Source organism: Wolbachia endosymbiont (group A) of Pipizella viduata (assembly GCF_964028555.1).
In the GTDB taxonomy this organism is placed as follows: Bacteria; Pseudomonadota; Alphaproteobacteria; order Rickettsiales; family Anaplasmataceae; genus Wolbachia.
In genome coordinates this window covers 1,169,226-1,191,939 of the sequence record NZ_OZ034787.1, presented here as the reverse complement: position 1 = coordinate 1,191,939, position 22,714 = coordinate 1,169,226, and the positions used below count along the sequence as shown (strand labels likewise).

The 22,714-nt window shown below is 35.1% G+C and carries 20 protein-coding genes, 1 tRNA gene and 1 pseudogene; 11 read left to right on the top strand and 11 right to left on the bottom strand.

The features are described from left to right. Positions 1-26: 26 nt before the first annotated feature. On the bottom strand, positions 27-623 hold the full coding sequence (locus ABWU50_RS05730) for a hypothetical protein (RefSeq protein WP_353275714.1): 597 nt from the start codon (positions 621-623) through the stop codon (positions 27-29). 875 nt (positions 624-1,498) lie between these two features. On the opposite strand from ABWU50_RS05730, the gene ABWU50_RS05725 reads away from it, so the two are divergent. From ABWU50_RS05725 to ABWU50_RS05710, 4 genes are all read left to right on the top strand, one after another. Then, the gene (locus ABWU50_RS05725; protein WP_410542072.1) at positions 1,499-2,839 is read left to right on the top strand and encodes a hypothetical protein; all 1,341 of its coding nucleotides are present in this window, start codon (positions 1,499-1,501) and stop codon (positions 2,837-2,839) included. Between the two features lie 2 nt (positions 2,840-2,841). Then, positions 2,842-2,973 (top strand): hypothetical protein, encoded by a 132-nt coding sequence (locus tag ABWU50_RS05720; RefSeq protein ID WP_353275711.1) that lies wholly within the window; start codon positions 2,842-2,844, stop codon positions 2,971-2,973. A gap of 243 nt (positions 2,974-3,216) precedes the next feature. Next, entirely contained in the window at positions 3,217-3,414 is a 198-nt protein-coding gene (locus ABWU50_RS05715; RefSeq protein ID WP_353275709.1) for a hypothetical protein, read from the top strand. 24 nt (positions 3,415-3,438) lie between these two features. Next, on the top strand, positions 3,439-6,132 hold the full coding sequence (locus ABWU50_RS05710) for a hypothetical protein (RefSeq protein WP_353275707.1): 2,694 nt from the start codon (positions 3,439-3,441) through the stop codon (positions 6,130-6,132). 33 nt (positions 6,133-6,165) lie between these two features. Here the strand turns inward: ABWU50_RS05710 and terL are convergent. From terL to hflK, 4 genes and pseudogenes are all read right to left on the bottom strand, one after another. Next, positions 6,166-7,596: pseudogene (gene terL, locus ABWU50_RS05705) on the bottom strand (phage terminase large subunit). A gap of 176 nt (positions 7,597-7,772) precedes the next feature. Beyond that, complete coding sequence (locus ABWU50_RS05700; protein ID WP_353275706.1) at positions 7,773-9,257, bottom strand: DegQ family serine endoprotease; 1,485 nt, start codon at positions 9,255-9,257, stop codon at positions 7,773-7,775. 3 nt (positions 9,258-9,260) lie between these two features. Next, on the bottom strand, positions 9,261-10,133 hold the full coding sequence (hflC, locus tag ABWU50_RS05695) for a protease modulator HflC (RefSeq protein ID WP_010962867.1): 873 nt from the start codon (positions 10,131-10,133) through the stop codon (positions 9,261-9,263). A gap of 2 nt (positions 10,134-10,135) precedes the next feature. Continuing rightward, complete coding sequence (gene hflK, locus ABWU50_RS05690; protein WP_353275704.1) at positions 10,136-11,170, bottom strand: FtsH protease activity modulator HflK; 1,035 nt, start codon at positions 11,168-11,170, stop codon at positions 10,136-10,138. Between the two features lie 454 nt (positions 11,171-11,624). On the opposite strand from hflK, the gene ABWU50_RS05685 reads away from it, so the two are divergent. The 4 genes from ABWU50_RS05685 (at position 11,625) to ABWU50_RS05670 (ending at position 14,880) form a co-directional block, all read left to right on the top strand. Further along, positions 11,625-13,223 (top strand): hypothetical protein, encoded by a 1,599-nt coding sequence (locus ABWU50_RS05685; protein WP_353275702.1) that lies wholly within the window; start codon positions 11,625-11,627, stop codon positions 13,221-13,223. Between the two features lie 671 nt (positions 13,224-13,894). Then, positions 13,895-14,230 (top strand): divalent-cation tolerance protein CutA, encoded by a 336-nt coding sequence (cutA, locus tag ABWU50_RS05680; RefSeq protein ID WP_253309735.1) that lies wholly within the window; start codon positions 13,895-13,897, stop codon positions 14,228-14,230. Next, positions 14,221-14,295, top strand: a tRNA-Gln gene (locus tag ABWU50_RS05675). Before cutA ends, ABWU50_RS05675 begins: the two co-directional genes overlap by 10 nt. Before the next feature lie 18 nt (positions 14,296-14,313). Next, positions 14,314-14,880, top strand: coding sequence for a hypothetical protein (locus tag ABWU50_RS05670; RefSeq protein WP_265016699.1), 567 nt, complete (start codon positions 14,314-14,316; stop codon positions 14,878-14,880). A 7-nt stretch (positions 14,881-14,887) separates the two neighbouring features. Here the strand turns inward: ABWU50_RS05670 and ABWU50_RS05665 are convergent, their stop codons facing one another. Continuing rightward, positions 14,888-15,094, bottom strand: coding sequence for a hypothetical protein (locus ABWU50_RS05665; protein ID WP_353275700.1), 207 nt, complete (start codon positions 15,092-15,094; stop codon positions 14,888-14,890). A gap of 735 nt (positions 15,095-15,829) precedes the next feature. Continuing rightward, on the bottom strand, positions 15,830-16,477 hold the full coding sequence (locus ABWU50_RS05660) for a heme exporter protein CcmB (protein ID WP_353275698.1): 648 nt from the start codon (positions 16,475-16,477) through the stop codon (positions 15,830-15,832). Between the two features lie 107 nt (positions 16,478-16,584). Here ABWU50_RS05660 and ABWU50_RS05655 point away from each other — a divergent pair, with 107 nt between their 5' ends. Continuing rightward, on the top strand, positions 16,585-16,977 hold the full coding sequence (locus ABWU50_RS05655; RefSeq protein ID WP_253302608.1) for a TraR/DksA family transcriptional regulator: 393 nt from the start codon (positions 16,585-16,587) through the stop codon (positions 16,975-16,977). A gap of 172 nt (positions 16,978-17,149) precedes the next feature. Here the strand turns inward: ABWU50_RS05655 and ubiB are convergent, their stop codons facing one another. Together ubiB and ABWU50_RS05645 are read right to left on the bottom strand one after the other, a co-directional pair. Continuing rightward, positions 17,150-18,580, bottom strand: a complete 1,431-nt coding sequence (gene ubiB / locus ABWU50_RS05650; RefSeq protein ID WP_353275696.1) for a 2-polyprenylphenol 6-hydroxylase — start codon at positions 18,578-18,580, stop codon at positions 17,150-17,152. Next, positions 18,577-19,317, bottom strand: coding sequence for a metal ABC transporter ATP-binding protein (locus ABWU50_RS05645; protein WP_064124826.1), 741 nt, complete (start codon positions 19,315-19,317; stop codon positions 18,577-18,579). Before ABWU50_RS05645 ends, ubiB begins: the two co-directional genes overlap by 4 nt. On the opposite strand from ABWU50_RS05645, the gene ABWU50_RS05640 reads away from it, so the two are divergent. Continuing rightward, positions 19,309-20,190, top strand: coding sequence for a zinc ABC transporter substrate-binding protein (locus tag ABWU50_RS05640; protein ID WP_264731148.1), 882 nt, complete (start codon positions 19,309-19,311; stop codon positions 20,188-20,190). The two genes, ABWU50_RS05645 and ABWU50_RS05640, sit on opposite strands and share 9 nt — an antisense overlap. A gap of 74 nt (positions 20,191-20,264) precedes the next feature. On the opposite strand, the gene ABWU50_RS05635 is transcribed toward ABWU50_RS05640, so the two are convergent. Beyond that, on the bottom strand, positions 20,265-20,540 hold the full coding sequence (locus ABWU50_RS05635) for a helix-turn-helix domain-containing protein (protein ID WP_264687833.1): 276 nt from the start codon (positions 20,538-20,540) through the stop codon (positions 20,265-20,267). A gap of 25 nt (positions 20,541-20,565) precedes the next feature. Next, positions 20,566-20,766 (bottom strand): 50S ribosomal protein L33, encoded by a 201-nt coding sequence (rpmG, locus tag ABWU50_RS05630; protein WP_064124823.1) that lies wholly within the window; start codon positions 20,764-20,766, stop codon positions 20,566-20,568. Between the two features lie 149 nt (positions 20,767-20,915). Here rpmG and ABWU50_RS05625 point away from each other — a divergent pair, with 149 nt between their 5' ends. Continuing rightward, positions 20,916-22,679: a ribonuclease E/G gene (locus tag ABWU50_RS05625; RefSeq protein ID WP_341822443.1), complete on the top strand. Its 1,764-nt coding sequence runs from the start codon at positions 20,916-20,918 to the stop codon at positions 22,677-22,679. Positions 22,680-22,714 lie beyond the last annotated feature (35 nt).

The window sequence follows — 22,714 nt, the reverse complement described above, 5'->3', positions numbered from 1 at the left end:
CTTTCTGCTGAGTACTTAATTCATCTTCAGGCAATGATTTTATTGTAAAAGAATTCCACTGCTTCCAACCGTTTCCTCCACATACCTAGTGCACAATCAAGTCCGTATATATATAGGTGCCTACCTTCTAATTTTAGTTCTGGAGCATACCCACTTACTACATGTGACCAGTATTCCATCATTGGATCTGTACAGTAATTTCCACTTACTGGTTTTACTAACTTTTTTAATGAAGCTGCATCACTATCCTTTATTTTATCCTCCTGTTTAAAGTGCTCAAATAAAGCAACTATGTCCTCTTCTAAGCAACACCAACACGCAACCTGATAACGCTCAAAATCATCTAAAGGATTACTTGTGCCCTTCCAGCTCCGTGGCTCAACCATCTTTTTAGCTGCTATTCTCCTATTAAGCTTTATACCATGTATTGTATCAGTTTTCTCCCAACACCCCTTATCCGATAATACATCCAAGAAGAACGGAAGTCTTGTCTCACCCCAGCTATCAAATAAATTCAAAAATGCACCACACCAATTTTTTACTTGAAGTTGTTTAGATGCCTTGTAAGGATCATCGTCCTTAATGATAGAAAAAACTGCTTCTTTTAGTTCGTCATAATCCATAAAACCCCCATGCCTTTACTACAAAACTTATGCTAATTACTGTGCCTCATCTTTCCCTATTAAGAAAATCTCTGAATAACATCAACGCCTAATTTGAAAAAGCTCGGACACCACGTAGAGAACGCCCTCCCTAATGGAAGACAAAACCCCTGAAACACCTTCTCACGCAACATAGCTACCTCTTGAAATGAATAGAAAAAACCGCTTTCCTATCCATGCTAGCAACTACATTTTGAGCATGATATTCCATCATTAAAACTTGTCAACCATCATTTAGAAATTTTTTTGAAATAATTTTTGATGAAAGTTTTTAATGGATTATTGTTAATTTAGCAACATATATTACTAATAACTTAAATAATATAACCATTTCCAGCAAACGTGAGAACAATTTTGTTGGGAATGTGTTGGTCAAGAGTTAAGATCTTGGATGTTTTGGAGCATCTTTAGTGAATAAGCATTTCCTCCATTTTCAAGTTTCCGGATCGAGGTTTAGAGAGTTTTTTACTATTTGTATTGCTCTGCCTCTGTTGCTCTGATAGCTGCTCTTTGATGATGGTAATTTTATATCATTACACTCTGAATATAATAACTTTGCACAATGTTATACCAAAGAGTATAATAAAACTTATATCAAATACTTTACAAGAAAAAGTAGTGGTAGAGGCAAAAGTGAACATTAATAAGAAGGAAAGCGCATGCTAGAGCTTGAAAAAGCAGCAAGAATAAAAAATATTATTGAAAGGTTAAATGGCGTATGATATACTATACATAGTGTAAAAATATAAATAATTTTATTGACATCTTTACGTTAACACTTCTTAAATGTTTAGTACTATAGAATTAAATTATTAAGTTTTATGAAGGAAGTAAAAATGATAGAAAGCTTTTCAGGTAACAATAAAGACAGTAATTTTATTGAGGGGACAAAAATAATGGAAAATTTTTCAGATAATAACAAAAACGGTAGCTCAATCTTCCAAGGAAAAATCAGGGAGCAAGATTTCTCTGCGGAGCAGAAGCTAAACGAACTAAAAGCAGCCATAGAGAAGCTTGACAGACAAGATTTGCTCAGAAGGCTCGAGTGTGAGTGTCAGGCTTCTAGTTGTATCGATGAAATATCATCTCAAGCAGAGCTACATATCGAAGGTGGTGACGAGGGCTACTTCGATTGTGAAAAACCACTGGAAGATTTCTGGAGTTTCTTTGAACCTCTCTTCAACCTCTTTGAAGTAGATGTAGATGATCCGAAAATCTACCAAATGCTCAAGGAGAAGAAGGAAAAAAACCTGATTGCTGCGATAATGAAGTTTTTGCGTGATAAGCTTAAGGAGTTGATCAAGAGGATTTTTGCACGCGATTTAAGTTTCGATCAGAGGTTGGACAAAGAGATAAAAGAATTGCAGGAGAAATTGGCCAGTGGTGAGTTATCAGAAGAGGAGCTTGCAAGGGTGCTCGAACGTCTACAAGCCTTGACGGATCTGAAACTCAAGTTACAGCTCGCCGTTACCGGATGGATTATTACAATGTTCGCAGAGATTTTTAGAGTCGAACTAACAGCTATAGTAGAGGCATCTACAGAAGAAACAACTAAAGCAGAAGATAAAAAAGCAGAAAAAACATCATTAAAGGAAGAAAATAAAGAAGTTCGTGAAAATGTAGAAATAAAAGTGGATGAAAGAGAAAAACCTAAAGTGCCAGTTTTCCTTTTTGACGTTTCACCCGGATTTGTAAGACCGGTTGTTCTGAGCAAACCAGAACTTGATCTTTTACCAAAACCTATGAAAGAACGAATGCCTAAAGAGGTTATAAAGGAGGAGATCCGCGAGGTAAAAGAAACAAAACCAAAAGTGGAAGATAAAAAAGTGGAACAGCCGAAGAAAGAGGTGTGTCCACTGAAACCTGCGGAGCAGCCAAGAGTTCAGATAGAGAATGAGTGGGTTGAAGCTGGTGACAACGATAAATTAGAAAGAAAAAAGCTAGGTGACGATTACAAAGATCAGCCTATAATAAGAAGGGATACTAAAAGATCTTTTCCTGTACATGATTATCCAATTGGTCATTATCAAGCTTCATCAGGAACTACTGATAATGAAAAGTCTAATGCTAGTGCTGCTCAGCAGGGTTCTGCAAGTGATGTTCAACCACCAAAAGAATTGACTAATGATGTAAAAGTTGAGAAATGTGTAGAAGGTCAGTCAGTAGGGAAGACATAATCATGAAAATAGTTAGATCCCAGTGTCTGGGCACTGGGATGACACCCTCTTGGATGGAACCAGCATCAGCTACTTGGATGACGCCTCACCATGTCATTCCAGTGCGTGACACTGGAATCCAGGATGTACATTAGGTTTGATAAGTGTATGGTTTTATGTTAAAAGGGAGTGTTTTTGATGAAATTGCAAAAAAGACTGGATCCCAGTGTCTGGACACTGGGATGACAAGGAAGGGTAGCGCGTGACGCTGGAATCTAGAAAACTGAATTTTATGAAAAAGAGTGAATAAAATTTTTTGAAAAAAAATATAAAAAAGTGCTTGCACTTAATTTTATTTTTAGTATATTAATTACATAACATTTTTACTGGGAGTGGTTATGGATAAAAAAGAATCTAGTCGTACTGTAAAAGGAGGAGGAAGAATTGATCTAAGCAAAATAGATCCAAAGTATATTGATGACTATCGTGATAGGTTTAAGCAAGAAGATGAGGAGAAGGCAAGAAGGAATGATCCTAGCAGTTCTATGAGTAGTTGTAATAGTCAGAGTAGTAGTAAAGGTAGTTCAAGGTCATAAGTATATTTAAAATAGGGAGGAGAGATGTCTAATGTAAATGAAATGAATCAAGAATTAGTAAGGGCATTTAATATTAGTCTTTGTTATAATAGTATTGCCATTACTAACCTTACCGTGCAAAATTTGCATGGTAAGGATCATATTGTTGTCTCATTTGATAAAAATATGGATTCCAAACAATGTATGAAGTATTTGAATAACGTGAAGGAGAAAATAATTAAAAGATCTTATAGAGATGAAAAAGCTGCTGGTGTATCTTATAACTTGAAGTTTTTTCCGTTCGCTTTTAACACGAAACATTTACCTAGAGATGATAAAGGAAGAAAGAAATTTTCAGTAGAAATAGATGAAGGAGTGGTTTTTAATTTAAAATGCTATCTAGTTCAAGCACTTACCAGAGATATAATAGAGAAAATGGGAAGTAAGTTTGGTGTGGAACGTATAAAAAAGAGTATATATGATACAAATTTCGATAGGGATTCCTATTTATATTGTATGCTTTTTCATGATAAAGGACTACAAAAAGACTTTGTTGATTCATTTTCAGCACAAATTAGACGTTACGGAAATGCTCCAAGCGATTACTTGGAAGAGAATGGTAATCTTGTATACATTAAAAAAAGTATTTTTAATGATGTTGAGTTCATAAAAGACACAGAAGCGTACAATGCATCTTTAATATGTCGTCATTTTCAGACTCCTAGTGCTAAGAGTAAGGCCGTTGATAAATTGAAATATACAATAGTTAATTTTATGGATAAGGTAGCAAGTATCCCAGTTCGCACTATTATTCGTACTTCTTATAAGGGAAGCAATGAGGATTCAGTTCTTATTCCTATTGTTGCTAAAAATGCGAAAGATAATAGACTTTTCGATGATAATGATGCATATAAGATTAATAGTGCATTTAATATGGAGATATTAAGTGATGTTAGTGAATCTATTTCAGTGAGACTACCGAAGTCTGACAGCTCTGACAGTATAATATATGGTATAGATTTTTCTGACTTGGACATTGCCTGTTGTGTGCTGAATAAAATCATGGAAAGCTCTGTAATCAATAAAGACCATGAACTGTCCATTGACCCTGAGCTTCATTTTCGAGCATTGTCGCCTCCAAAAACACCGCCCAACCAAAGGAAAGCAGACACAGATAGTGGTTATGATAGTAATTCACCTCCGAAACCTAAGGATTCTGGTTCTTCAAGTGGTGGTCCAGGGCCATCGTCTAAGATATCACATTCGCAAGTGAGTCCTCCTAGGCAAGGGTCAATCCTGCACCATGATGTAGGTGCTGCTGAGGTAGGTGCTGCTGCGAATATGCCAGCATGGACTAGTGCTTCGTTTCAGCCAATGAACCGTTGGTCATTACCGGTTTTTTATGCACAAAGTAGTGATATTAGTGTTCCACGATTCCAGCCACCGACACAGTTGAGTTCTAGTGGACCTTCATCATGGAAAGGTGCTGCTAAAAATGTGCAAGCAAGTACTATTGCTTGGACTCAGCAACCGAACCGTTGGTCATTACCGGCTCCAAGTGCAGGATTCTCGTCATGTTCACAGAGTGGAGCTTCATCATGGAAAGGTGCTAATCCAGTAGGGACTAACCCTTGGTCTCAGCCAATGGGCCATTGGTCATCACAAAGCAGTAATTTAAAGGAGGATTGTAAAAAGATTTGTGAGGATTTTGAAGAGGATTATGAAAAAATTGAAAGTGATTCATCACTTTCAAAGGAAGAACAAGAGTTGTTTAAAGCATTGCTTTATTGGTTTAACTTAAATAATTATGCTTTGGATCCTCTTCATACTAACTTTATTGTAAAAAATGGGAAGATTGCTAGTTTAATTGATGATAGTGTTAATGTAAAAGAATATTTACAGAAGGTGATAGATAAAACGAAAGAAGAGTATCGTGTCAATAAGAAAGAAGCCTATGATCTCAATGAGTTTCCATTTAAATTTCTTTCTAATTGTGAGAAAAACCAAGAAACAACAGTTGTTGCTAATATAAGTTGTGGTGCCTTATATAACTTAAAAAAACTTTTTATTCAGAATCATGAGAAAGAAGTAGAAATAAAAATAGAAGATATCGACATTAACATCGTCGAAAAGTATGTGAAATCTGAAAAGGACGAATGGGTAAATTCCCAGGTGCGAGAATATGGGTTATGCCCTAAAGCAGCAATTACATCCTGTTATCCCGATGAAAGCGAATTAGAATATATTTCAATTATAGAAGGCAAAGGTGGATGCTGGATTGACCGTATTTATGATCCTTTGGAAGTAAAGTCGTTTAGGAGAGAGCGATGGCCTGCTAAAGGTACATCAAAAGCTGAAAAGATGAAGTCCGAAGATAATAAAGCTGAGGCAACAACAAGTGGATCAAGTGGTTATGAGTCTATGGATTGTGAGAATACTGAAAGAAACCCGCTAAACCGTAAGTCTTCATCATCTGAAGGTAGTTCAAGTGAATCTTCGAGAAGCGGAAGCAGTAATTCATCGCCTAAATCTGGTGGGGAGAATACTGGAGGAAAACTGCAAAAACGTAAGGTTCAATCGCCTGTAGGTAGAGATAGTCCAGCAAAAAGATCTCTGAAAAGCGAAAACAGTAATTCATCGTCTGAAGAGGCAGGAGATTCACCACACCCAGGTCTTTCCGGTTCCACACTCGAACAAGTCCGCAAACATCTCAGTAAAACCGGGATATTAAAATGGTAAGGGACCTTTTGGAAACTAACTTAGGTTTATTATCTAATCCACTGCTCTCAGCCATCTAAGCGTTTTATTAGGGTTGGGGCCAAAGTCCCTGACCCTAAAAGCACTGGTGTTAGTTTTTCTTGTCCATTGCAGATATTGCACGGTACTGTCTACTTGATCATCGTGGCGAGTTTCTGGGAACATTAAAATTTCGTACTCAAAATTATTGAGCCATACTGCTTGATGCGGCAGAAAAACCCTGCCAGACTCTATAGTCGGAACAATTTGATAAAATCGAGTGAGTTTGTCATTGTGTGGCACTATTTCAATAATCGGTAGATCGCTATTTGCCTTTAGCTCTTGTGTTAATTGCTGACCACTTGTTTTTGCTTCGATCAAAATTGCATGTGGTGCCCATCTTGCAGCTAGTGACAGAACTTGCTCTTTAAGCTTTGTATACTCAAGCTTTGCTCGATATACATCAAGTAAATAGAATTTATTATCTATTTTTGCCCAGGTGGTGCAGACGCTAAAGTCGCTGGAATCGTTTGTTGAAACTGCAGTGTCCCAGCTTTGCGTTACATGTGAGGGATTATCAGGGAAATTTTTATAGCGCTTTAGCCACTCTTGTTTAATTATACCGCTTGAAAGCGGCAGGGGGTTTTGTTGATATTGAGCAGCAAAAGCGTAACTCCCGAGTTCAACTTTTATCATCTCAACTTCTTCTCTTCCTCCCTCCAGGGGATATAATAACTCATTCTCTTCTCTTGAATATAAACCTTTTTCTAGTGTCGTAATTGAGTTGATTATCTCCACTTTTTCAGAAATCATTGGCAAACAAATGTGATGCCATATGTTTTTTGGCTTGGATAAGAGGTGCCCAGTTAAGTCTTCCAGGTGCAGCCTGTGCATAACAAGCACAATTACTCCTTTTTTTCTATCGTTGAGCCTCGTTACCAAAGTCTGATCGAACCAATTTGTAACACGCTTTCTAAACGTTTCACTCAAAGCTTGAGCAGGGTTAAGCGGATCATCCACAATAATAAAATCACCACCTTCACCGGTTAACGTCCCTCCAACTGATGTTGCGATTCTGTATCCTCTCTGCACTGTTTGGAATTTATATTTAGTGTTCTGGTCTTTGGATAATTTTACCTCTGGAAACAGCTCTTTATACCAATCAGATTGCATTATGCACCTGGTATCAAGCGAGTGCTTTTCGCTGAGCAGCCGAGAATAACTTGCAACTATTATTCTTGCGGTTGGCTGATTTCCCAGTATCCATGCGGGTCACGCAACGCTTATGCACATGGACTTCATTGAACGCGGAGGCATATTGAATATTATGCGCCTTACTTCGCCAGCATTCGCTGCTTTCAGCCTGTCTTCTATGACTTTTATGTACTGATAATCATTATACTCACATCCCGGCACCACCGTTTGAAAGCACAGTTCAATGAATTTTAAAAAGTTGATTTTGTTCATGTGTATATTTTAGTAAATGTTCTTACAAGTAGCTGACACTGGAATGACATCCTTTGGTTTTTATATATGGTTATGCAATAAATCTAATGTAGATTTGATTTATTTGATAAGATTGAAGTAGCTATAATGGCAAACGCTACTGCTTTGTGAATTTAGTAAATAACCTACGAAAAGTGCTATTTCTTTAACTTTATTGAAGTAAAAAACTGATTTCCATTGCGGTAAATGAGCAACATTATTGAATCTTTACCGTTTTTCTTTACTGCTGAATCAACTTGTTTTTGAAAATCATTAGTATTTTCTATATCGGTTCCATCTAATTGGATAATAATGTCTCCTTTTTTAATACCACGCAGCGTGGCATTACTGTTACTATCTACATTAGTAACTATCACACCTTTTGTAGGATTACTTTCTTTTGATTCTTTTGGCAGGTTTGAAACAGTTAAACCAGTTATGTAATCGGATGTTGATTTATTTTCTTCTTGATTATTACCTTGACCATCATTTGCAGATTCTTCAATCACAACCTTAATATTGACCTCTTTGCCCTTTCTAAGTAACTTAATTTGTACTTTTTTTCCAGGTTCAGTTCTTGAAACCATTTGAGGCAGTTGTGTCATTCTATCAATTTTTTTATCATCAAATTCTAATAATATGTCACCCACCTTAATTCCACCTTTTTCTGCAGGGCTATCCTTTACTATACTTGCAACCAGTGCACCTTTTGTATCTTTTAAACCCAAAGACTCAGCAAATTCTTTCGTTATAGGCTGAACTTGCACACCAAGCCAACCATGTTTTATTTTTTTGCCACTTTTTAATGTGTCAATAATTGACATAGCTAAATTAGATGGTATAGCAAAGCCTATACCCACGTTACCGCCAGACTCAGATGGGGAATAGATAGCGGTGTTAATGCCTATAACTTTTCCATTTAAATCAAATAATGGCCCTCCAGAGTTGCCTCTATTAATTGCAGCATCAGTTTGAATAAATTCATTCATAGTGCCGATACTAATGTCTCTGGACCTTGCAGATATAATTCCTGTGCTTACAGAGCTACCCAAACCAAATGGGTTACCTATTGCAATAACTGTATCGCCAACCCTTGCTGTATCAGAATTACCAAATGCAACAAAAGGAAGATCTTTATTAGAATGAACCTTAAGCACAGCAAGATCAGTTCTTGCATCATAGCCTAAAACTTCTGCTTTGAAATAAGTATTATCGTTCATAGTAACTGTGATATCTTGGGCGTTTTTAATAACGTGATAATTGGTTACTATAGTTCCACCTTTATCTATAATAAACCCAGAACCAAGCAGCACCACCTCTCTGTTAACACTAGGGCCCCTATCCATAAAAAACTGATCAAAATGCTCAAAAAATTCTCTAAAATCATCAAAGAAATTATTTCTTGGCATAAAAGGGATTTTAGTTCTATTGTTACTTTCTTGTTTGATTATTTGTTCGCTTGAAATATTTACAACCGCAGGAATGAGTTCTTCCACTAAATCGGCAAGTCCTTGATTACAGTTACATGCAGTAGTGCTAGCATCAACGACCTTTTTTGCATTCCAATCAAACATATTAGCGTATGAAGAAAACGCAATTAGAAAATATGCAAATATAGATAAAATAAATACCTTACTTTTCATAAATTATTTCCATCCTTTGTTTAAAATATCTAAAAAGTTATTGTTTGGTGAAAGTACAAATTTAGTATTATTTTCGGCAAATGATTTACTGTAAGCGCTCATAGAGCGATAAAAGTTAAAAAACTCTTCATCAACCTTAAATGCCTCATTATAAATTCTAGTTGCTTCAGCATAACCACGGCCCCTTATTTCATATGATTCTTTTACTGCACTGGAGATAATTTCCCTTTTTAATTTATCAGCTTTTGATCTAACTTCCTGCCCAGCTTGCTCTCCTTCTGCTCTAATTTCTTTTGCTTCTTTTTCCCTTTCAGTTTGCATACGGCGAAATATTGCAGAACTATTTTCTTCTGGTAAATCTGCTCTCTTAATTCTTACGTCTATTATTTCTATGCCAAATTTTTCAGCTTCAGAATAAACTCCACGCTGAATCAATTGCATAACCTCTGATCTTTTTTCATTCAACAAACTAATCAACGAAAATCTGCCTATATTTTCTCTTATGTGTGCTTCTATAACCGGATACAATCTTCTAACCAGCCCTGATTCATTCCTCACAGCCTGGTAAAAAGTAACAGGATTTGTTATTTTATATTTTGCATACGCATCTACTATAATACGTTTTTGATCCGCTGTTATCACTTCCCTTGGGATCTTATCAGGACTTAAATCTAAAACTCTTTTATCAAGAAACTCTACACTGTTTATGAATGGTAACTTAAAATATAAGCCACTTTCCCTAACATCTCTTACAACTTTACCGAGTTGTATAACTATCGCTTGCTTTGTTTCTTGCACAACAAATATTGAATTAAATAAAACAATCAATAAAACAACAAATACAGAAACAAAAACAATTTTAATATTACTACTCATGGTTATTTCCCTAAATTTGTAAGAGGTAAATAAGAAAACATACCTTTCAGATCATCAGTTACAACAACTTTGTCTACCTTACTGAAAATATTTTCCATAGTTTCAAGATAAATACGATTCTTAACGAGAGAAGGATTCTGTCTATATTCCTCATAAAGAGATAAAAAGCGATTTGCATTACCTTTTGCTTCATTTATTACTTCATTCTCATATGCCTCTGCATCTAATTTTATCTTTATCGCTTCACCCTTTGCTCGAGGTATAATATCATTATTATAAGCATATGCTTCGTTTATAGTACGCTCTTTGTCTGCACGAGCACTTTGTACATCTCTAAACGAACTGATTACTTTTTCTGGTGGATCAATTTTTTTCATTTGAACAGATAAAATCTCTATGCCCATTTGGTATCCATCAAGAATCTGCTGCAATAGAATTCTAGTATCTCTAGAAATTTCTGGTCTGCCTTGACCAAGTGCAAAAGAGATCGTGTTTTTACCTATTATTTCTCTCATGGCACTTTCAGCAGCATTTTTAACACTGAAACCGGGTTTGTAATCCCGCACTTTGAATAAATAGTCCTTAGCATCTCTAACGCGCCACTGAACCTCGAAGTTAACGTTGACTATATTTTCATCTCCAGTTAGCATCACACCTTCACCGCGATCTGTGTCTCGCCCATAAGAATTACTTACCCCAATTTCTTCACGATTTACTTCCTTAACATTCACTTTAAAAACCTTGCCAATAGGGTAGGGGAAGTGATAACGCAAACCAGGTGTTTCTGTATTAGAATATTTACCAAAGGTAAGTTCTATACTTTCCTCACTAGGACGGACAATATAAAAGCCAGTGCAAGCATAGAACAGTAAAATAATGAAAATGATGAAATAAGGTTTTTTGCCCCTGTTTCTGGTTAATCCATTAAGAAAGAATCTTACATCAGATACAACTTTACTTAAAATATCTTCATTATTAGGAGTTTTGTTCCCTACCGGTTTCTTTCCCAGATTCCAAGGATTATTCTCATCAAACATAATGATTGATTCTATAATTAATACGCTAATATTACTTCTTTAATAAGAAAATGCAAACATAAATTGCTATTTTATTTACAAATTAATCATCAGGATGGAAAACATGATCGTACACTTCCTTTTCTCTATGTAGTATGGTCGACTCTATAGAATTTTCTGGCTTTTTTTTGAATTCTTTGTTGTCACTCTTTAAGTGCACTACGTCTTCGTGAAAATGGGAATTATACCTAAATAGTAAAGCTATTATTATTAAAGTTATAACAGCCAAAAAGATGAGTGCCCTTTTTATGCACCTCATAAATACTCCGGCTTCTTGACCTAATTTTCTACGCTTCCAAAAAACACGTCAAGCAGAATTATTCAAAGACAAATGAACATTAACAGCCAAATTAACACTAACTTAAGAATCGAGGGTGTACAATATGAATATATTTAATTAATATTGAGGTTTAAAATGTTAGCCAGTGAACAAACAAATTCAAGTCCTGTTAAAAAAAATTCTCCTTTCATGGAAACTGTGCAGGATAAACTAAAAGATATAAAAAATTTCTCTAATTGGTCTGCAAAAGAGCAAATGATTGCAGTAGGTGCAGTAGGTGTGATGGTTGGTGCATTACTTCCATTTGTGGCAGTTGCTTTACCGGTTGCTGCAACAGGTGCAATAGTTGCCCTTACTCTATTTTTTGCTGTGAAAGCAGTTGAATACACATTCAAAGGGCTCAAATGGTCAGCAGAAAAAACAGTTGATGGGGCGAAATATACTGCCGAGAAAGTTAAGGACGCGTCAGTATATACTGCAGAAAAAGCAAGAGAAGGTTATCATTCAGTAAAAGGAGCTATAAGTTCTGTGAGACGAGCAACAAGAGAGGGAACTGGTGCTACGTTAGGAAAAATGGGGCGCAGTTTAAGTAATTTAAGTGAAAGTATGTCTAGTTTAGACGCCATTCCATATTCAATAGGTAACGAAGGTCAAACTGTTGTTTTGAAAACAGAAGAAAAAACAAGGAATTTCAATAGTGTAAAGGAGATGTTTATTAAGGAAGTTCTTGAAGACAAAGCCGTGAATAGCTCTGCTTTAACTAAGGAAATATTTTCTAAGCTGGGAGAAAAAATATTAGAGAAAGCTTATTCTGTTGGTGGTCCACAAGGTGCCAAAAAGGACCAGTTGATCAATCAGTTGAAACAGCAAGCAGATTTTGTCAATAAATTAGACGCTAAGAAGTTGCAAAGTTTGTTGTCTAAAAATAATAACAATCTTTATGAAATTTTCTCTGAGCATCACGATGAAATTAAGAGGATTATTGAAGAGTGCAAAAGAGGGCATAAACTTTCTAACTCTGTGGAGAACCTTAATAAAGTAGCAGGAAAGTATGGTACACTCAAAGGTTCTATACAATTTGGAGGGAGTAACGTAGAAAAACAACTTCACGAACCTTTTAGTTCTGATCTTGGGGTGCTTGACAAAACTGCAACAATAGGACAAAAACCTTCTGGTAAGCAGTCTATTCCAGTTGCTCTACCAAAAGTACCTGAAAGTCCAACTTTAGAGGATGAATGGTCAGAGTTTGTTGATCAGCGGGTAAAAAAACATGTGCTTTCTACACCCAAATCAACCAGAAGCAATTCACTGGATGAGGGAACTCTAACTCGCAGTAATTCTTCTGATAGTGCAATAGGTTTATCTGATTCTTCTACGCCAAGTGAATATTGTACACCTAATGCTTCTGGTGTGTCTACGCCAATAGGAAATCGTTTTTCACAAGGGGTTGACGGCGAAGGGCTCAAGAGAAGGTTGGAGAGACTAAAATCTGAACCGGTAAAACAGAAAAGGGATTTTACTTCCAGTGATTTCCATGGTAGCGGCAGAGGTTCATCTGGTTCTTCTACGCTAAAAAGTCCTTCTCCAGAAGACTTAAGTAAAGCTCGTGCAGAACTGAAAAAAACAGGTTATCTGGACAAACTGGTGGGACAGCCTTCTACGCAAATGGCTTTTGAAGCTGACGTTCATCCACAGCTTGCAACTATACAAGGAGCTACAAATGTGAAAGCATAGTAGTTATAAACAAAGCTACTCACCTTCTTCAAAAGGATGTTACTCAATGAGTAACATCCTTTTTTTGTTTTTAAACTATAGAAAAATCCCAGCGTTATGCGCACAACCGTATGAACATTATGATTTCTCCGCTAGGAAAGGTGTCATCCCAGTGCCTTGACTACTTGGATCCAGGAATTTTATTAAGTTGGGAAGCATAAAAGTAGCCGTTTTATGTTAAAATACAACATTTTGATGATTATGAAAAGGCTGGATTCCAGCGTCACGCGCTGGAATGACATGGTGAGGCGTCATCCTGCTGCTCCTTTCTTGCCATCCCAGTAGCCTCCTTTCTTGTCATCCCAGTAGCCTCCTTTTTTTGTCATCCCAATACCCCCTCTTGTCATCCCAGTGCGTGACACTGGGATCTAGCCATTTCACGCAATCCCATCGAAAACGCTGTGTTTTAAAAAATGTTAGCCACTTTCATGTTTACCAACTTAGTGCTCAATCAAAATTCCTAGATCCCAGTGTCACGCACTGGGATGACAGGGGAAGGAAGCACTGGAATGACAGAAGAGAGCACTGGAATGACAGAAGAGAGTGCTAGAATAACAGAAAAATCTCATCTATTTTCTCTTGATGAATAAACCTAAGTGGAGTATAGTAGAAATGCATTTATGTAGCTACTAATGAATAGTTTAGTTTTGATTTATACAACTTTTTCAAGTTTTGAAGAGGCTAAAACTGTTTCTGAGGAATTGTTAAACGAGAAATTAATTGTATGTGTAAATATATTTCCCGAAGTGAATTCTCTGTATTTATGGGAAGGTAAAATTAGTAATAGTTGTGAAGTAGTAGCAATTATGAAGAGCAAAAATGATCAAGTTGATAAAATTGTAGAAAAAATCGAAGCAATGCATTCTTATGATCAGCCAGCTATTGCTGTGATGTCCATAGAAAAAGCAAATAAATCTTTTACTAATTGGGCTAATAGTGTTATTGATGTAAGTAGTATTGGGGTGTAGCCAAGTGGTAAGGCAGCGGTTTTTGATACCGTCACGCGAAGGTTCGAATCCTTCCACCCCAGCCATATTGAAGTGGGTGTGAAATGATATCACTTTTCTATAAATTAAGATTATTGAATTATATATTAGGTAGTCTAAAAGATATAATTGTGAAACTGTTTCTCTTCACAATGTATCTTTACACATCCAGCATTGTGCTCATGTTTCTCAGCAATGGTTTTTGGTATGCTGTAGAATTTGGCTCTTTCAAAAATGCGTTTTACCATTTATTTCAATATTGCAAGTGGTATTATGAAAATAGGGAAGACCTCGGTTACGGAATTTCTATTCGAATATTAGTAGCATTCCTTACTCCGCATTTTCTCTATAAGTTGTTCCTTAGCACAGGCTGGAAGTCTTTTTTAAAGGAAAAGATAGTGCAGATACTCAGCACAAGAAGAAAAAAGGGTAGTGAGTTCAGTAACAGTAGTAAACCGAGTGGCAGTAGTTATAGTGATAAGAATAATTACAGCAATAACAGTGAGCATCACGCTCAAGATGCAAAGCGGAAAGTAAACATAATAAAGCAGCTATTAATCAAAGATATAGAGGCAACTATAGATAGGAGATTGAATGATATTTTTTTCGGTAAAAGGAGTAAACCTCATTAAAAAGGCTTTATCTAGTAAGGCTTTTTAAGATTGGCTGTATTTTGTTTTTTACGTATACCGGATCACAATCAGCCAATATACATGTGTGTGCAAAATCTTGACTAAAGTCCGATAACCAAGAAATCGCCTTACGTTTCTCTACCAAGCTTTCTGTTTTTTTACAGTGACTTGCTGCATCAGTCATTGCCTGCGCTATTACTGATTTCCACAGCAAATAATACCTTTGTATATCATCTGACGTACTATTTGTTTCATAGTGGTTAAAAAAATTCTTTAAAATTGAAGTTGTTTGACATAATGATACCTCTTTGGATTGAAATTTGAAATGATTTGAGTTTATGTCGCCACAGCAGATCCCGCTAACAAGCAGCGGGATGACGATTGTCAGGGTGTCATCCCAGTGCCTCTCTATAATGTCATCCCAGTAGCCCCTATAATGTCATCCCAGTAGCCCCTATAATGTCATCCCAGTGCCTCTCTATAATGTCATCCCAGTACTGATTAGCTATAAAATTTAAGAAATTTACCAAATAAAAAAAAAGGCAAAAGAAGCCCCGTGGTGCGAGTTTTGACTCTATATTACTGTAAGTGGCGCTGTAATAATGTGCTAACGCTTAAAATAAGCGCGATTTGGCTGAATGTAGAAAAAATAAAAAAGACATGCAGCCGCTATAATTTTATGTAATCCGCCAATAAATACCTGAGTTTTTTACTGAATTTTGTCATTGAGCCTGCAGGTCAAAAACAAGTTTTGAGTCATAAATACCCTTATTGTCATAATAAGGGGGCTGACGGAGTTTGTCAAGCAAGTTTTTTCGTTTCTATGTTGTCAGCTACTTGCATGACACCATTTGTTGTAAACTCACTTTTTCTTGATTTTTTGGTTTATCTTGTCTACCTATTTTGCCACTCTGCTAAACGGATACCTACTGAATAACAGTAAGATTTTTCAATCCTGTTCCACAGCAAATTTTAGTGCCATGTGAGTAGTTATAGTGCTGTTAACAATCAAAACGACAAAAATTAACATGGTGATTAGTAGTGTATAAATATTCAAGGACAAATTTTCAAATTGAGTTAGCATTTTAAAATACACAAAGGTTGGCATTATCATTGGCAAAACAAGAATTTGCGATACTCCTGATGCTAAGTTGTTTCGACCAATCATCAATGCATTTCCAGTAGCTGAAATATTAATGATTATCAGCGTATTAAATAATAAAGACACTCCAACTGCTATTGAGTGTTCAATACTATTGCCTAGAACTGCAAAGCTGAATATGGAAGAAACCACTGAAATCGGTAGCCCAAATAATAACCAGTGAGCGAAAATTTTATAAGCAACTATAAGCCTAGAAGAGAGTGGCTGTACAAAGATTTGCTCTAATATTCCATCATGATAATCAGATGTAAACAAATTATTTGTAGAGATCTGCAAAACAAATGTAGCACATATCCATGTTAATGTTAACATAACTTCTTGTTTATGGTTGTTTTCAAGTGTAAATGAAGATAAACTTAACATTATAATAAAAATACATACTATATAGGTAAGGTTCTTACCATCTATTACTAATTTTTTTACTAAGTCGATCATACTAGGCTTTTAAATGTTTATTATAAATTATAGTGTTTACTTTGAGGGTAGTATAATTTTTTGTTCATAAGTTATATAGGTTTTATTATTTTTTTGATAATGCAATTATGGAAAAGTTACCGAAAATAAAGTCACCAGAGGATTATACTCCTTCAGAAGATGAAGAATATATGAGCGTAAAACAACTGGAATACTTCAGCTTAAAGTTACAATCAATACTCGCTGAGTTGGAGAAACAAGAACTAGAAGATAATAGTATTGATACATACTATTCTGATGGAGATAGTGGAAATGAGGAATTAATCAAGCGCCGAAAAGATAGAAAAGAAAAGATTAAGGAGGCGTTAGAAAAAATAAAATTAGGCACTTATGGTTACTGCGATGGAACAGGAGAAGAAATAGGAGTCGAAAGACTTAAAGCTAATCCGCTTGCTATATATTGTATTGAAGAGCAAGAGAGAGTAGAAAAAGAAAAGAACGTGTACAACATTAACGATTAATTTACACATAAGTGGTGAGCTATTGGGCTTCAAGAGGAGCAAGAGGCGGATCAGGACTGAAGTATGTTATGCTATAAAGAAAGTGGAAAATTGGACATTCTCAACTCGACTCCTGCAGATTAAAAATTAAGTTGAATTAAAAATTGGGTTTGACGCAGTTTTTTCCCATAGTTTAAAAAATTAAAAATTTAACGATTAGAATTATAATTACAAACCACAGTAAAAAATAGACTTTTCCATTTGATTTATTTTTAACTTGGATGTTTTCTAATTTTTTATCAGCTATTAGGTTTAATTTTTCTATAAGGCTAAATATCCCTTGGATTGTTTTTACAGGATAAGAATTTCTAATTTTTTCCCTATACCCTATTTTACTTTCATGTTGACTGCTTATCCACGCTTCAACTACTTTCCATATATTGATTTCTGGGTAGATCTTTCTACATGTCCCTTCCAGTAAAATCATAGTTTTCTGCAGCAATAACAATTGTGTTTGAACTTTCATATCAAAATCACCAGTTATTTTTAATAGCTGAGCAAGTAAACTAGCAAATGAAATCTTCTGTATAGGCTGCCCAATAATGGGTTCACCTATTGCCCTGCAAGCTGTGACAAAATTTCTATGCTGTGATGAAACGTAACCAGCTTTAAAGTGCATTTTTGCAACGTGGTCATAATCCCGATTTAAAAAGCCTTTGAGTATCTCTATAACGTAATAGCATGTCTCACGATCTATTCTACCCATGATTCCACAATCCAGGGCAATAATATTGTTATTACTATCAACCATTAGATTTCCAGGATGCATATCAGCATGAAAAAAACAATCCCTGTATACCTGACTACAAAACGATTCTATAAGATTGATAGCTATTTGCTTACGATTATTCAGTTTTTCAACTTCGTATATTGGTGTTGCTTCTATCCATTCTAATGTTAAAACCTTTTTTGCAGTTCTATTCCAATCTATTTCAGGTACATAAAAACCTCTGTCATTTTTTGTGTTTTCCTTTAGTTCTGAAGAGTGAGCAGCTTCAAAACGTAGATCTAACTCTAATCGGCAAATTTCAGCAAAAGTTTTGACTAATTCAATTGGCCTCAGCCTTTTTGATTGTTCGCTAAATTTTTCTGCAATTTCTGCGAGCCAGGAAAGCATTTTTATATCCCTTGAGAATGTTTTCTCAATATTTGGCCTTAAAACCTTCACAGCAACTTCCTTACCCTCAGTTGTAACCGCTCTATGCACCTGAGAAATCGATGCTGCTGCAATTGGCTTTTCAGAAAAGCTTGAAAAAATGTCGCTCAATTTACAATTAAACTCACTTTCTATAGTTTTAACTGCTATTTTATGTGAAAATGATGGCAATCTATCACATATCAATAACAAGTTATTTGTTATATCCTCATTTAAAACATCAGTACGTGATGAGATAGACTGCCCAAACTTAATGAACACCGGACCTAATTTTTCAAGAGCACACTTTAGCTTATGGCCTTGTATTTTATTTATTGATTTCTTTGATGGTGGAAGTAAATAAGGTAATATATTGTAACGTGTTAGCACTGTAGTTATGTGCAGAAGACGCAAAATATTTTGAATCATTTTGCTGCGTAACTGCTAAATATTTCATTTAGGGTTCTATTTTTCATAATCTCATCAGGCTTGCCTTGGCAATAGATAGTATTATTTATACAAATTACGTAATCTGAGGATGGTAGAGCAGAGTTAAGATCATGAGAAGTCATAAGAATCGATACCAATCGTTTTTTTGCTATTTTATTTATAATATCATAAAATTTAGCCCGCGCGTTAATATCCATTGCACTGACTGGTTCATCTAGAATGATCAAGTCAGGCTCTGCAATTAAACAACGTGCAAGCAGTAGTAGTTGTGTTTGCCCTGCAGAAATTTCTAACACTTGATTCTTCAAAATGTTACCGATACCAACCAACTCTATCGCTTCTGTAATAATGGATTGATTTTTCTTTAGTCTTTTCAAGGAGCTATTTAAAAGGAAATATTCAACTGTTATTGGCATCAAATTACTAATACTAAAATTTTGCGGCATATAGCCAATTTTTATGTTGTCAGCAAATACGATACTACCGGTACAGCTTTTATTTATGCCAGCAATTGCTTTCACTAAAGAGGTTTTACCTCCACCATTTGGACCAAGTATTGTAATTACGTCTCCTCTTTCCATGAACATATTGATATTGTCAAGGATTCTTTTACCATCATATGTGAGAGCAAGATTTTCTATTTTTAGAACACGATTATTGACATTATTTAACTTTTTGGCAAAATTTAACTTCTTCTCAACGTTTATATGAGACATTTACTGCCTTTTTTTCTATTACTTTCATTTACACTATACTATAATATTGCCTTTTCATCCAATTTAAAAGTTGTAGCTACAATCAAACCTATCCACTCACTTGTAGCTTCTGTGACAGAAGGGATTTTAGAACCGGAATTGCTTGGCTATGCAACATCTGCGCATAATTATATATTAAAGCCGTCTGATGCGAGTAATTTGGAATCAAGTGATGTTATATTTTACACTGACGATAACTTAGAGACGTTTGTTCAAACTTTCGCCAAAAATAATAAAGAACTAGTGCAATTGTCAAAGGTAATCAACCTACTTCCTGCTCGGCCACATTCATTTTCTAGAAAAATTACCAATACTCAAGATGAAAAAGACCTACACATTTGGCTGAGTCCCGAAAATGCAAAGAGCATGGTACTTTTTATAAGTGCAACATTGTCTAAAATAGATAAAGAAAATTTCCATCGATACAACTCTAATGCAACAAAAGCCATAAAAAAAATAGACCAAGAAGTAAAAGAAATCGTGAAAGAACTGAATGATTTTAAAAATCAAAAATACATCGTCACTCACGATGCTTATCAATATTTTGAAAAATATTTTGGTTTAAATCACCCAAGCGCCATTCTTTCTATAGAAGAGGATTCGTACATAGGTATGAAGAGTTTAATGAAGCTAAAAAAGATAATGAAGGAAGAAAACGTTAAATGTATATTTGCTCATTCACAAGAAGATAGCATAAAGCCTAATGCTCTTTCTAATGACGCAAAAATGGTAGTTCTTGATCCTATTGGATCAGACATAGAGCCTGGAAAAGATGCATATCTAGCTATAATCAATAGCATTGCACAAAATTTCAAATCTTGTTTTGTTGAGTAACAAGTTCTTTTTAAAATGCCTCTGACTTACTGTTTTATTGTTCTGCATTTAAATCACCATTTGTCCTTTACATATTATACAGGTTTAGAATTATGCTTTATTCTTACGTTTATGTCTTGGTCCAATGCAATCAATAAGTTAAGCAAGTATTCTAAGGAAAACCCTTCGATTTTTGACCTATTGATTTGAGATACTTTAGGTTGATCAATCTTTAGAGCGCTTGCTGCTTTTTTCTGTGTTTTGTACCTCTTACTTATTAATTGTGCAATGACCTTTATTAATTTCAGTTTTGTATCTTTTACATCCCCCAACTCTACTATTATAGGATAACTTAATTGTAAATTTTGCATAATAATAAAATTCCTTATAAAAAAACTACTTTAATTTTTCTTCTTTAAATAATACGTGCCTTCTGACTACTGGGTCATACTTCCTAAACTCCAGTTTTCTGGTGAGCTTTTTTGGATTACGCTTTTTTACATAAAAATAGCCAGTTGATTTTTCTTCACCAGTTTTTGTTATCTTGATTGCAGTGCTGACTAACTTAACGAGCAAAGAAGCATTTTTTTTCGCCATACTTATAATGATATAATAAATTCTATGCGAGTTTATTACGCAAAACACTAAAAGTCAACCGAATAATGCAGATCGTAAAATTCTTGACAATCAACAGTGCATTAAGTAGCATGAAGTTAACTTCAGAATGAAAAGCAAACGGTAAATAAGTGGCAAATAGTGGCAAAAGGTTATTATTGATAGAAAATTCTGCCTGTTCTAATGAGGTAAGAGTTGCCTTATCAGTTAATAATAAGGTTGTAGAATTTGAACAAGAATTCAAGGAAAAAAAACAATTAAGAGGTAATATATACGTTGCTTATGTAAAGCGTATAGAGCCTTCTTTGCAAGCCGTATTTATTGAATATGGAAAAAACAAGCAAGGTTTTTTATCTTTTTCCGAGATATCTCTAGATTACTTCAATATTCCAGAAAAAGAAAAGGAAACTATCTTTGAGGGCTACTCAAATGACGATTGTACAGAAGAAGCTTCAGCAAATGTTTCTTCAGATTCTGCAGCTAGTAAGAATGTCAACGAGTTAGGTAGTGGTTTTGTAAGAGAGGTACCTTTATATAAAAAATACAAATTACAAGATGTTATTTCAGTAAATCAAAAAGTATTGGTCCAGCTAACTAAAGAGGAACGAGGCAATAAAGGAGCTTCATTTACAACATACATAACTTTAGTGGGTAGATACTGTGTTTTCATGCCAAATTCCATGAGTAAAGGTGGAGTGTCTCGCAGAATTGAAGATGCTAATGTCAGAAAGCAGTTAAAGGATATACTGAGTTCAATAAACTTGCCAAAAAGATCAGGTTTAATAGTAAGAACTGTTGGTTCAGGAAAAGATAAGAAAGAAATTGAGCAGGATTACAATTACTTATCCTCATTATGGCAGAGCATTCAAAAAAATGCCTTCTCTGTAAATGCTCCATCATTAATTTACAACGAAGCAGATGTAATTATGAGATCTGTTCGTGATTTTTGTAGCGATGGTATAGAAGTCATAGTATCTGGGAAGGAAGCTTTTGAAGCAGTGAGACAATATACTAAAAATGCATTAAAAGGTAGTAAGTTGCGTTACAGATTGTATAGAGGTTCTATCCCAATCTTTACTTACTATGGAATTGAAGATCAAATTTCTGAGTTATATAGCAATAGGGTAGAGTTGCCATCTGGTGGGTCTTTGGTAATAACTTTAACTGAGGCGTTTGTTTCAATAGACGTAAATTCAGGAAAGATGACAGGAGAAGATAGCATAGAAGAAACAGCTTATAGAACCAATATGGAAGCAGTACCTGAAATATCAAGACAGGTGAATCTTAGGGGCCTATCAGGATTAATAGTAGTCGATTTTATTGACATGTTGAAATATCAGTATTGCAGAGCTGTTGAGTCTGCTATAAAGCAAGCGTTTAAAGACGATAAAGCTAAAGTTCAATTTAGCTACATAAATGACTTTGGTTTAATGGTATTTTCAAGACAAAGAATTAAACCAAACATACAAGAAATTAATACTACAGAGTGTTTACACTGCAAGGGTATTGGAAGAGTAAAATCGAACGAAGTAATTGTTGCATCGATACTAAGGGATTTACAACACATTGCTCATAGGAACCAAAATAAGTCTTTTGATTTAGTAGCGCATAGTGCAGTTATAGCGCATATTTTTAATAATAAAAGGAATACAGTTTCTACAATCGAAAAAGAGTTTAATATTACATTGAACATTAGTATTGATAACAGTTTAGATGTAAATACATTTGTTTTAAAACAAGGAGATGATGTTAATTCAAACGGTTATAAGCCATTACAGAACTCTGGATACCAAATTGAGGATAGCAGCAATGAAGAAGTTGATAATTCAAATAAACTACGAGGCAATTTTTGGCTGACTAAATGGCTTTCGCGCTTTTTAAGTTCCAATAACTAATTAGAAACCCTAAATTGGGCTTGTAATTAATAAGT

Coding starts and splice junctions, on each gene's coding strand:
- ABWU50_RS05730 (WP_353275714.1), bottom strand. CDS start 623: ATGGATTATGACGAACTAAAAGAAGCAGTTTTTTCTATCATTAAGGAC.
- ABWU50_RS05725 (WP_410542072.1), top strand. CDS start 1,499: ATGATAGAAAGCTTTTCAGGTAACAATAAAGACAGTAATTTTATTGAG.
- ABWU50_RS05720 (WP_353275711.1), top strand. CDS start 2,842: ATGAAAATAGTTAGATCCCAGTGTCTGGGCACTGGGATGACACCCTCT.
- ABWU50_RS05715 (WP_353275709.1), top strand. CDS start 3,217: ATGGATAAAAAAGAATCTAGTCGTACTGTAAAAGGAGGAGGAAGAATT.
- ABWU50_RS05710 (WP_353275707.1), top strand. CDS start 3,439: ATGTCTAATGTAAATGAAATGAATCAAGAATTAGTAAGGGCATTTAAT.
- ABWU50_RS05700 (WP_353275706.1), bottom strand. CDS start 9,257: ATGAAAAGTAAGGTATTTATTTTATCTATATTTGCATATTTTCTAATT.
- hflC (WP_010962867.1), bottom strand. CDS start 10,133: ATGAGTAGTAATATTAAAATTGTTTTTGTTTCTGTATTTGTTGTTTTA.
- hflK (WP_353275704.1), bottom strand. CDS start 11,170: ATGTTTGATGAGAATAATCCTTGGAATCTGGGAAAGAAACCGGTAGGG.
- ABWU50_RS05685 (WP_353275702.1), top strand. CDS start 11,625: ATGTTAGCCAGTGAACAAACAAATTCAAGTCCTGTTAAAAAAAATTCT.
- cutA (WP_253309735.1), top strand. CDS start 13,895: ATGAATAGTTTAGTTTTGATTTATACAACTTTTTCAAGTTTTGAAGAG.
- ABWU50_RS05670 (WP_265016699.1), top strand. CDS start 14,314: ATGATATCACTTTTCTATAAATTAAGATTATTGAATTATATATTAGGT.
- ABWU50_RS05660 (WP_353275698.1), bottom strand. CDS start 16,477: ATGATCGACTTAGTAAAAAAATTAGTAATAGATGGTAAGAACCTTACC.
- ABWU50_RS05655 (WP_253302608.1), top strand. CDS start 16,585: ATGGAAAAGTTACCGAAAATAAAGTCACCAGAGGATTATACTCCTTCA.
- ubiB (WP_353275696.1), bottom strand. CDS start 18,580: ATGATTCAAAATATTTTGCGTCTTCTGCACATAACTACAGTGCTAACA.
- ABWU50_RS05640 (WP_264731148.1), top strand. CDS start 19,309: ATGAGACATTTACTGCCTTTTTTTCTATTACTTTCATTTACACTATAC.
- ABWU50_RS05645 (WP_064124826.1), bottom strand. CDS start 19,317: ATGTCTCATATAAACGTTGAGAAGAAGTTAAATTTTGCCAAAAAGTTA.
- ABWU50_RS05635 (WP_264687833.1), bottom strand. CDS start 20,540: ATGCAAAATTTACAATTAAGTTATCCTATAATAGTAGAGTTGGGGGAT.
- rpmG (WP_064124823.1), bottom strand. CDS start 20,766: ATGGCGAAAAAAAATGCTTCTTTGCTCGTTAAGTTAGTCAGCACTGCA.